Origin of the sequence: Bradyrhizobium sp. DOA1 (assembly GCF_001593325.1) — a bacterium.
Taxonomy (GTDB): domain Bacteria; phylum Pseudomonadota; class Alphaproteobacteria; order Rhizobiales; family Xanthobacteraceae; genus Bradyrhizobium.
In genome coordinates, this window is record NZ_JXJM01000001.1 from 4,040,388 (window position 1) to 4,052,202 (window position 11,815).

Here is an 11,815-nt window from a genome sequence, read left to right on the forward strand (position 1 = left end):
TGCCGACCGGGGCGAGGTTGAGGTCACCGCCGAGAACATAAAGCGTGGTGTTGCCGATCGGGCCGCCAAGCAGCGGACGATCGTCGATCGCATCGAGCCGATGGCGCGCCGACCACACCGTGGTCTCGGTCGGGCCGTACAGGTTCCAGACCTCGCCGGCCTGCACCACCAGCCGTTGTGCCAAGTCCGGCGGCAGCGCCTCGCCGCCGCACAGCACCCGGCAGCTCGCCGGCAGCGAACGGCCTTCATGATCAAGCAGCATGCGCCAAGTCGATGGCGTGGCCTGAATAAGTGACACGCCATGCCGCTTCACCATCGCCTTGAGCCGCGCAGGATCATGCGCGGCCGCACGATCCGCGAGCACCACGCAGGCGCCAATCGTCAGCGGCAGCCACAGCTCCAGCACGGCGATGTCGAAGGACAGCGAGGTCAGGCCGAGCACGCGGTCGCCGGCCGTCATGCCGGGCTGCTCCGCCATGGTCGCCAGGAAATTGGACACGGCGTCGTGGCGGACCATCACGCCCTTGGGCAGGCCGGTCGAGCCCGAGGTGTAGATCACATAGGCGAGGCTCTCGCCGTGAACGACGACATCGAGATTGCCGGCCTCGTCGCCCCCGCCGTCCGGTTCGTCGAGCAGCCAGGCCTCGGCCCCAGTCTCCGCCAGCACACCTGCGAACTGATCGTGCAATCTCGCTTGCGTCAGCACCAGCGCCGCGCCGCTGTCGCGCAGCATGTGCGCCAACCGCTCCGGCGGGTAATCCGGATCGAGCGGCAGGTAGGCCCCGCCGGCCTTCAACACGGCCAAGAGCGCGACCAGCATCTCGACGCCGCGGTCGAGCGCCAGCCCGACCACGACATCGGTCCCGACGCCGTGCTTCCGCAATCGCCGCGCTAGTCCGTTGGCGCGCGCATTCAGAGCCGCGTAGCGCAGCTCCGTCTCGCCGAACACCAGCGCGATCGCGTTGGGAGAATTGCTGACCTGCGCCTCGAACTGTGCGACGATTCCCTTGCGCGGCTCATCCCGGCGCGTGTCGTTCGCCCGTGCAAGCAGGACGTCATCGGCGGGATCGCGGGCCGCGATCATGCCGACCGGCCGATCGGCATCGATGCAGAGCGATTCGATCAGCCGCACAAAGGCTCGCTGCAGCCGCGCGATCTGCGCCTCGTCGAAATGTTTGCGCTGATAGTTGAAGACGAGGCGCAGGCGCTCATCGACGCCGATGCTGGCGAACAAGGGATAATTGCTGGTCTCGACGATCCGGGTTTCGCCAACCTGGATCTGCCGGCTTTGTCCGATCAGCGCGCGGTCGACGGGATAATTCTCGAACACCAGGATGCTGTCGAACAGCGGCCGTCCGGGGCGCCCTGCCAGCCGCTGGATCTCATAGAGCGGCGTCGCGCCGAACTCGCGCAAGGCCAGATTACGGTCCTGCAGCTCGCGCAGCCATGCGCCGACGGTCTGCTGTGGGCTGACACCATCGATGACCGGCAACGTATTGATGAAAAGGCCGACCATCTCTTCGGCGCCGGGGAGCTCAGGCGGCCTGCCTGCCACGGTGACACCGAAGCAAACCGTTCCCTGCCCGGTATGCTGTCGCAGCAGCTGCGCCCATGCCGCCTGCACCAGCGTGTTCATCGTGATCCGTTCACGCGCCGCAAATTCCTGCAACCGTGCGGTCAGGTCAGGGTTCAGCTCGAGCGCCAGCATGCCGTGACCGGACGTTTCTACGCCCGCACGTTCGGCCAGGCTGTCTGCCAGGAAACTCGGCTCGTCCAGTTCTGCCGTTGCATTGCGCCAGAACGCTGCCGATGCGTCGCCATCGCGCCCCTTCAGCCATGCGATGTAATCGCGATAGCCGTGCCGCAATGCCGGCAGGCGACCCTCGCCGTTATGCTGCATCACCTCGGCGATCAGCCGCGCCGAGCTCCATCCGTCGAGCAGGATGTGATGGTGTGTCCAGATCAGCCAATGCCTGTCGTCGCCGAGCCGGATCAGGCGGACCCGCTGCAAGGGCGGGCGCGACAGGTCGAACCCGGCGGCCTGCTCCTGCCGCGAGACATCGGCCAGCGCTGCGTTTACTTGCGCCTGGTCCCATGTTGCACTTCGCGCCCGCCAATCGTCCTCGACAAAGGGTACTTCGGCGTGTCGGTAAACCACCTGTTGCGGCGCGCCCACCAGGTCGCGCCAGACGAATCCGGTTCGCAGCACTGCATGGCGATCGCTGGCCGCCTGCCAGGCACGGCGCAGCCTTCCGGCGTCCAGGCCGCGGACTTCCGCCGCGACCTGATTGACGTAGAGCCCGTTCTCGCCGTCATGCATCGCATGGAACAACATGCCCTGCTGCATCGGCGACAATGGATAGATGTCCTCGATCTCGCGCCAATCGAGCGCAAGCCTGTCGAGCTCGGTCTGATCCAGCCCTGACAGCGCGACATCCGATGGCGTCACGCCACAGGCGCCGCCAGTGCAATGATCGACCAGCTCACGCAACGCAGTCTCGTACAGCGCGGCCAGCCGCTCGACCGTCTCGCGCTGATAGCGCTTACGGCCGAATCCGAACGACAGAAGCAACCGGCCATCGCGCACCGTGCCGTTCACGCTGAGCCAGCGCCGCAGCGGGCTCGACGCATCACGCGACGGGCCGGCGCTTTCCGCCGCCATCTTGAACAACGCCGCCTCAGCGTCGCCGCTGTCGATCTGGCCGAGATAGTTGAAGGCAATTTTCGGCTCACTGATGCTCGACAGCGCCACGCGCTGCTCATCTGAGCCAAGGTGCCGCAAGACGCCATAACCCAGTCCGCGGCCGGGAATGCCGCGAAGCTCTTCCTTCACGCTCTTGATCAAGAGTGAGGGCTCTTGCGAGCCGCCGGCCAGCCGGACGGGAAAGGCCGTCGTGAACCAACCGACCGTGCGCGAGACGTCGAGATCGCCGTCGAGGAGCTCGCGGCCATGCCCCTCCAGCTCGACGAGAACGTCGTCCTGCCCGCTCCATTGCCAGATGGCACGTGCAAGCCCGGCAAGAAGGAGATCATTGATCCGGGTGCGATAAGCCGACGGCGCCTCCGTCAGCAGGCGCTGCGTCCATTCGCCCCCGAACGACAGCATAACCTCATCAGCATCTGCCATGCGATCGACGCCAGCATAATCGTCATCGCAGGGAATGTCCGCGTTCGCGCCGCGACCGGTCCAGTAAGGCAGTTCCGCCGCCAGTTCAGGGGACGTTGCGTAGGTCCGCAGGCGCTGTCCCCACAATGCGTAAGCGTGTGTCTTGGGCGGAAGCGCGACGGCTACGTCGGCCTTCGCCAGCTGCGTGTACGCCGCGGAGATGTCCTCCAGCAGAATGCGCCATGACACGCCGTCGACCACCAGATGGTGGATCACGATCAGAAAGCGCTGACTGCCATCGGCGACATCGATACCGACCGCCCGCAACAGCAACCCGCTGGAGATCGACAAGCTTGCCTGCGCCGACGATGCCAGTGCCGTCACGTCCTCGCGGTCAATCGCCTGCCGGACCCAGAGCAGCTCCTCCTCGGCCAGAGCATCGCCGTGCTCGGCATGCCAGCTCCCCTGCCTCCCCTCGAAGCGCAGGCGCAGGGCGTCATGATGACCGATCACGGCAGCGAGTGCGCGCCGCATCACGTCCCAGTCGAGGCGCTCTCTCGGCTGCAACAGCACCGCCTGGTTCCAATGATCCCGATTTTCGATGTCTTCCGCAAGGAAGCGGGACTGAATCGGCAAGAGTGGATGCTGGCCGGTGACCTGCCCTTGATCGGCGGGCGTCCCCGTGCGCTGCTCGGTCCGCGCCGCGAGCGCTAGCGCTTCCAGCGTCTGATGCTGGAACACGTCGCGGGGCTCGATGAGGTATCCGGCGCGCCGGGCGCGGCTGACCATCTGGAGGGAGATGATGGAATCGCCGCCGAGCTCGAAGAAATTGTCGGTGATGCCGACGGCGGGACGGCCGAGCAGTTCGGCCCAGATCGCCGCAAAGGCCATCTCGACCGGCGTGCGTGGTGCCTGTTGCTCCGCATGTCCATGGGCCATGTCGGGCGCCGGCAGCGCGTGGCGATCCACCTTGCCGCTCGGCATCAAGGGCAACCGCTCCAGCACTACGATTCTCGACGGCACCATATAGTCGGGCAACACGGCCGACAGCGCGGTCCGCAAGCCTGCCTCTTCCAATCCTCCGGTACCGCTGACATAGCCAAGGAGCTGACGGCTTGCGCCGACGTCGCGCGCCACCACGACAGCGGAGCGAACGCCGGGCCGCTCGAGCAGCCGTGCCTCGATCTCGCCGAGCTCGATGCGTAAGCCGCGGATCTTGATCTGATGGTCCGCGCGCCCGACATAGTCGATCGCGCCATCGGCGCGCCAGCGCGCCAGATCTCCCGATCGATAGAGCCGCTCGCCCTTCCCGCCGAAGGGATCGGGAATGAAACGCTCCGCCGTCAGCGTTTCGCGCCGCCAATAGCCCCGCGCCAGACCTGCCCCGCCGATGAACAGCTCACCGGTTACGCCCGCCGGAACCATGTTCAGATCGCTATCGAGGATGCGAATCGTGACGCCGGGAATGGGCCGTCCGATCGGCACGCGCGCCGCACCCTCGTCACGACAGGTCCAATAGGTCGCGTTGATGAGGGCTTCGGTTGGACCGTAGCGATTGTCGAACCGCACATCGGGGAACGCCGCGAGCACGCGCGCCATCAGATCGAACGACAGCGCTTCGCCGCCGGCAAACAGCCGCTTGAGCGAGGTGCAGCGGGCCGCGCCGGGCTCGGTCACGAAATGCTCGAGCATCTGAGGCACGAAGTGCAGCGTCGTCACGTCATGGGCGACGACGGCATCGACCAGAAGTCGAGGCTCGCGATGCGCGCCGGGAGCTGCGATCACAAGCCGCGCGCCGGTTGCGAGCGGCCATAAGATTTCCCAGACCGAGACGTCGAAGCTGAACGGCGTCTTGTGCAGCAGGGTCTCGCCGGCATCGAGACCATACTCCCCCTGCATCCAGCCGAGCCGTGCCGCCAGCGCGCGATGCGAGCAGGCTACGCCCTTGGGCACGCCGGTCGATCCCGACGTGTACATCACATAGGCGAGGCTGTCCGGATGAAGCGCTGTATCCAGATTGCCAGCAGGCTCATCGAGGTGAGCCTCGCCGTCGATGGTCCAGGCCTCGGCGCCCGCGTCCGCGATCACCGGTGCCAGATGCGGAAGCAGTCGGTCCTGAGTGAGCACAAGCGCCGCTCCGCTATCGCGCAGCATGTGAAGCAGGCGATCGGACGGATAGTCGGGATCGAGCGGCAAATAGGCGCCGCCGGCCTTCAGCACGGCCAGGACCCCGACAATCAGCTCGATGCTGCGCTCGAGCGCCAAGCCGACCAGGCGGTCGCGACCGATTCCATGCTCCCGTAACCGCGAGGCCAGGTAATTGGCACGCGTGTTCAGTTCGCCATAACTGATCTGTTGTTCGCCGAAAACCAACGCGATCGCCGATGGCGTCGCCGCCGCCCGCGCTTCGATCTGCGCGACGATGCTATCGCCGAACTTCGGGGCCCGCTCGGCGCTACCGCTCCAGCCGAACACTTTCTGCTTCTCGTCGGCATCGAGGCTGTCGAGCGCACCAAGCGGCCGCGACGCGTCTGCCACGACCCTGGCCAGCAGCCGCGACAGCGAGGCCTGCAGATATCTGATCTGGTCGTCATCGAAGCGGCTGCGGTCGTAGCGAAAGCCCAGATTGATGCCGTCGGACTTGGCGAACACCGCCACCGTCAGCGCATAGTTGGTGATCGAGACCTGCTCGACCCGGCCAAACCGGCGCCCGCTTTCGCTCTCGCCCCGCAGTGCCTCATCGATCGGATAGTTCTCGAACACGAGAATATTGTCGAACAGTGCGCGTCCCGAGCGGCCGGCAAGGCGCTGGATGTCATAGAGCGGCATCCAGCCGTGATCGCGCAGGTCCGTGTTGCGCGCCTGGAGGTCGCGCAGCCACGCGCCCACTTCAGTCTGCGGGTTCGGCTGATCGACGACGGGGAGCGTGTTGATGAAGAGGCCGACCATCTCCTCGGACCCGCTGATCTCCGCCGGCCGTCCCGAGACCGTCGCACCGAAACAGACCGCGCGCTGGCCGGTGTGACGGCGCAACAGCTGCGCCCAGGCGCCTTGCACCAGCGTGTTCAGCGTGACGCGCTCGCGCCGCGCAAAGGCTTGCAGGTCTGCCGTCAGGTCGGCCGTGAGCAGCAGGTCCAGCGAGCCGTGGCCGGGTGCCCCTTTGGTTGCCGGCCCTCCCAGCGTGTCCGCGAGAAAGCTGGGCTCATCCAATTCGGCCAAGGCCGATCGCCAGAACGAGGCCGACGCTTCGGGGTCCTGTCTTTGCAGCCACGCGATGTAGTCGCGATAGCGGCCCCTCACCGCCGGCAGTCGCTCACCGCGTTCGTGCTGCAGGATCTCCGCCATCAGACGCGCGGCACTCCAGCCGTCGAGCAGGATATGGTGGTGCGTCCAAATCAGCCAGTGGCGTGCCTCGTCGAGCCGGATCAGCCGAACCCGTTGCAATGGCACTTGCGACAGATCGAATGCCCTGGCACGCTCGGCTTGCGCGACGCCTGCCAGCGCGGTCCGGAACTCCTCGTCGTCCATGGTGGCCGCCCGCGTGCGCCAGTCCTCTTCCTCGAATGGCAAGCGCGCAGAGCGATAGACCACCTGCTGCGCAGCTCCTGACAGGTCGCGCCACGCAAATCCGGTTCGCAGCACGGCGTGCCGCGTGCTGACCTCATGCCAAGCCGCGCGCAGCCTTCCGGCATCGAGGCCGCGAACCTCCAGACCGATCTGGTTGACGTAATTGCCACTCTCGCCATCACGCAAAGCGTGGAACAGCATGCCCTGCTGCATCGGCGACAGTGGATAAATATCCTCGATCTCACGGCAATCAGTCGTGCCGACCAGCGCGTCGAGATCAGCCTGCTTCAGATTCGACAAGGCGAAGTCCGACGGCGTCACGCCGCGGGCGCCGCCCGTGCAATGCGCGACGAGCTCGCGCAGTGCTGCAGCATAATGCTCCGCGAGACGTTCGATCGTTGCGCGCCGGTAACGCCTGCGGCCATAGCTGAACGACAGGCGCAATTGTCCTTCACCGACCTGGCCGTTGATGCTCACCCAGCGGCCGAGCGGTGCGCTGTCGCTGCGCATCGGCCCTGCGCTTTCGGGCGCGAGGTGGAACGGCGCGCTCTCACCCATGCTAGAATCGAACTGGCCGAGATAGTTGAAGACGATGCGCGGCTCAGGACGTGCCGCCAGCGCGCTGCGCTGCGCCTCGGTGCCGAGATGACGCAGAACGCCGTAACCCAGCCCGCGGTTCGGAACGGCCCGAAGCTCCTCCTTGACGGCTTTGATCAGCGCAGCATCGTCACCGGCGCCGCCCGGCAGCCGCACCGGAAAGGCCGTGGTGAACCAGCCAATGGTGCGGGATATATCCGCGCCGTCGAAGACGTCCTCGCGACCATGGCCTTCGAGTTCGACGACGACATCCTCGATCCCGCTCCAGCGCGACACCGCTCGCGCAAGCGCAGCCAGCAGGAGATCATTGACCTGAGTGCGGTAGGCGGATGGGGCTTCCTTCAGCAGCCGAGCCGTCAATTCTGCGTCGAACGCCAGCAGGACTTCCTCGCCGTCGGCAACCCGGTCGACCCCGCCATGATCATCGTCGCAGAGAAACGCGGCCTGCGCTCCTCGCTCCAGCCAATAATCGAACTCGGCTGCCAGCTCGTCAGTCCTAGCATAGGCCTGCAGTCGCGCGCCCCAGGATGCATAGGACTCGCTCCTGGCCAGCGCGACCGACGCCGCCCCCTTGCCGAGCTGATCGTAAGCCGTCGCAAGATCCTCGAGCAGAACGCGCCATGACACGCCGTCAATGACGAGATGATGCACCACGACCAGAAGACGCTGGCCGCCATCCGCGAGGTCCATGCCGACCACGCGCAGCAGCGGCCCGGCCAGCGACAGGCTGGCCTGGGCCGATGAGGCAATCCCCGTGACCTCGGCGGCATCGCGGACGTCGCTGCGGGCCCACAGCAACTCCGACGCTGGCGGCGGTGCGCCATAGGTGGGGCGCCACACACCGTCCGCGTCCTCGAAGCGCAGGCGTAAGGCTGCATGATGCGCGACGAGAGCGGCAAGCGTGCGTTCGACCAGTTTCCAGTCGAGCCGCGACTTCGGCGTCAGCAGGACGGCTTGGTTCCAGTGATGACGGTCACCAGCGTCCTCACCGAAGAACCGCAACTGGATCGGCAGCAGCGGATGCTCGCGGCCTTCGAATTCGACTTCAGGAGCGACGTGGCTCCCCCTGCTCTCACTCCGCGCCACCCGTGCCAAATCCTGCAAGGTCTGATGGCGGAAGACGTCGCGCGGCTCGATCAGCAGGCCCGCCTGGCGCGCGCGACCGACCAGTTGCAGCGAGATGATGGAATCGCCGCCGAGCTCGAAGAAATTGTCCTCGACACCGATGACAGGCTGGCCGAGCAGCTCGGCCCAGATCGCGGCGAGCACTGTCTCGGCTGCGGAGCGTGGCGCGATGGGGGCGGCGGCCGCGGCTGGCATCTCTGGAGCCGGCAGGGCGTCGCGATCGACCTTGCCGTGTGCGGTGAGCGGCAACTGCTCCAGCCGCACGATGCGGGCTGGCACCATGTAGTCGGGCAGCTCGTCCGAGAGCGCCGCGCGCATCGCCGCTTCCTCGAACGGTCCATCGCCGGCGACATAGCCAACCAGCTGACGGCTCAAGCCGGCTTCGCGGGCGACGACCACGGCGAATTGCACGCCGGGCTGCCGCATCAGCCATGCCTCGATCTCGCCGAGCTCAATCCGGAAGCCGCGGATCTTCACCTGGTGATCGGAGCGGCCGGCATATTCGATCACGCCATCGGCGCGCCGCCGCGCCAGATCGCCGGTGCGATAGAGCCGCGCGCCGGACGTGCCGAACGGATCGGGGACGAAACGTTCAGCCGTCAGTTCGGCACGCCGCCAATAACCCCGCGCCAGCCCCTCGCCGCCAATGAACAGCTCGCCGGTCACGCCGACCGGAACGACGTTGAGATCATTGTCCAGGATGTAGGCCGAGCGGCGGCCTACGGGACGACCGATCGGCGCGTAATTGCCATCGATCTCCTCGCCGGCATCGACCTTCCAGACCAGCGGCGTCACCACGGTTTCGGTCGGCCCGTAGCCGTTGATCAAGGTGCGCGGCTTGAGCGCACGCTTGACCTTGTCGAAGCCGGCCTTGGGCATTGCCTCGCCGCCGAACGAGTACAGCTCGACGGGCGGCGGGTCGCCGCGCCACATTGCGAAGTCGGCGAGCTGTTGCAGGTAGGCAGGCGGAAAACCGGCGTTGGTGACGCGCTGTCGTCGCAGAACCTCGATTGTCTGCTCGGCCGACCACAGATCAGCGTCGCGCATCACGAGCGCTGCGCCGCAGGTCAGCGCGGTCCAGAGCCGCTCATGGGCGCCGTCGAAGGTGAAGGACAGGAAGTGCAGCTCGCGCGAATGCCGGTCCATGTCGTAGAGCCCGGCCGTCACCTCGCAATGCATCGCGAACGGACCGTGCTCGACGGCGACACCCTTGGGGATGCCCGTCGAGCCGGAGGTGTAGATCACATAGGCAAGGCTGGTTGGCGCCACCGCGATCTCCGGATCGCTCTCGCTCTCCTTCGCGAGATCGATCGCACCGAGCGGAACGACCTCGACGTCAGCCAGGGGCGGCGTCAGCGCCGAACCATCGGCGTCAACCAACACGACGCGCGCGCCGGCATCCCGGAGAGTGACGACCTGTCGCCTTGCCGGATGTTCGGGATCGAGCGGCAGATAGGCTGCGCCCGTCTTCAAGATCGCGAGCAGAGCTACGACAAGATGCGGCGAACGCCGTGCCGACATGCCGACGAGGTCATCGCGGCCGACGCCGAGGCGAACCAGGTAGCGCGCGAGGCGATTGGCCTGGCGGTTGAGCTGGTCATAGGTGATTTCGTCGTTGCCGAAGATCAGCGCCGGCGCATCGGGCGTTTCGGCCGCCAGCCGTGCAACCGTTCGGTGCACCGGCGCGAACGATGAGGCTGTCGTTTCGCCGGCACGATTCCATTGACGCAGCCGCTCCAGCTCCCGTTCCGAGAGCAGCGCGACGTCAGCGATCCCTTGCGTGTCGTCGGCGACCATCGCCTTCAGGATTGTGATCCAGTGCGCGGCAAGACGCTCGATCGTCGCCACCTCGAACAGCGCGGTTGCGTAGGTGAAGATGGCGCGGATCTCGCCCGACGGACCCTCGTCGGTGTCGAGCGCGAGATCGAACTTGACGGTATCGACCTCTGGCTCAACCGTCTCGATCTGGAGGTCGGTCCGATCGGGCGGACTGCTGGAGGTCCGACGGCGCTGGTGATTGTAGAGCACCTGGAAAAGCGGATTCTGGCTCAGGCTACGCGTCGGCTGGAGGATCTCGAGCAATCGCTCGAACGGAAGATCCTGGTTCTCCTGTGCCTCCATCGTGGCGGCATGGACCGCCGCAATGAAATCCGCGATCGCAGCGCGGCCATCGATCTGCGTGCGCAGCACCTGGGTGTTGACGAACAGACCGATCACGCCGCGTGTTTCGTCGCGGTGCCTGTTGGCGACGGGCACGCCGATGTTGATGTCGGATTGGCCCGTGTAACGATAGAGCAGCAGCTTGAAGCTCGCCAGCATGACGGCGAAAAGCGTCGTGCGGTGGCGCCGCGCCAGAGCACGCAGGCCATACGCCAGCGCCGGATCGAGCGGAATGCGGCACGCCGATCCCGCGAGGTCCGGGACCGCCGGCCGCGCCCGATCGATCGGCAGTTGGAGCACCGCCGGATCGGCGAGACGCTTGGTCCAGTAATCGACCTGCCGCTCGCCATCGACCGCGCTCATCCAGAGCCGCTGCCAATCGGCGTAGTCGGTATAGTCGATCTCCGGCTCTGGGAAGGCCGGTGCCTCACCACAGGCAAACGCTGCGTAAAGCTTCCAGAATTCGTCGACCAGCACGCCCATCGACCAGCCGTCGGCCACGATATGGTGCAGGCTGACGACGAGGACATGATCGCTCTCGTCCAGCGTCAGCAGCGCCGCACGCATGAGCGGGCCGGCTTCGAGATCGAACGGCTGCGAGGCTTCGTGCCGCGCCAGCAAGCGAGCCTGCCCTTCGCGATCATCGCCGTCGAGGATCAGTTGTCGGAATGCGGCCGGCTGCGGAGCTTGGACGATTTGTTCGGCCTGTTCCCCTTGCTGCCGAAACACGGTGCGAAGCGCGCTGTGGCGGACGAGGAGCGCATCGAAGGCCTGCTGCAATGCGCGTGGCTGCAGCTGGCCGCGCACGCGCACCATCGCCGAGATGTTGTAGGCGGCACTGCTCGGGTCCATCCGCCACAGGAACCAGAGGCGCGACTGTGCAAAGGACAACGGTGCCCGCTTCCGCTCCTGGCGCACGATCGGCAGCATAGCGAGATTGACGCCCTTGGCCGCGAGCTGCGACAGGAATGCGTGCTGCTTGCCGGCATCGAGGCGCATCAGGCGCCGTGAGATGTCGCGCAGCTGCTGCTTTTGCGTGGTTGCCGTGTCACTCATCGGACAGTTCGACTTCCTTCAACATGTCGAGCATTGCGGCGATGTCGCCGCTGCGCTTATCGGTCTCACTCTCGAGGCACAACGCAGCCGCCATGGTCTCAACGGTCGTCATTTCAAACAGACGGTTGAGCGGCAGGTCGTGGCCGAGATCGCGCTTGATGCGGCTGACGAGCTGGACGGCGATCAGCGAATCGCCACCGAGTT

The 11,815-nt window shown here is 66.2% G+C and carries 2 protein-coding genes; both read right to left on the reverse strand.

The window, feature by feature from the left end; genetic code table 11:
* Positions 1 to 11,611 (reverse strand): non-ribosomal peptide synthetase (locus SE91_RS19280; RefSeq protein ID WP_061848701.1); only part of this gene is annotated, 11,611 nt, incomplete at its 3' end.
* A partial coding sequence (locus SE91_RS19285; protein WP_156490028.1) for a phosphopantetheine-binding protein occupies positions 11,604 to 11,815 on the reverse strand: 212 nt, incomplete at its 5' end. The genes SE91_RS19285 and SE91_RS19280, both read right to left, overlap by 8 nt.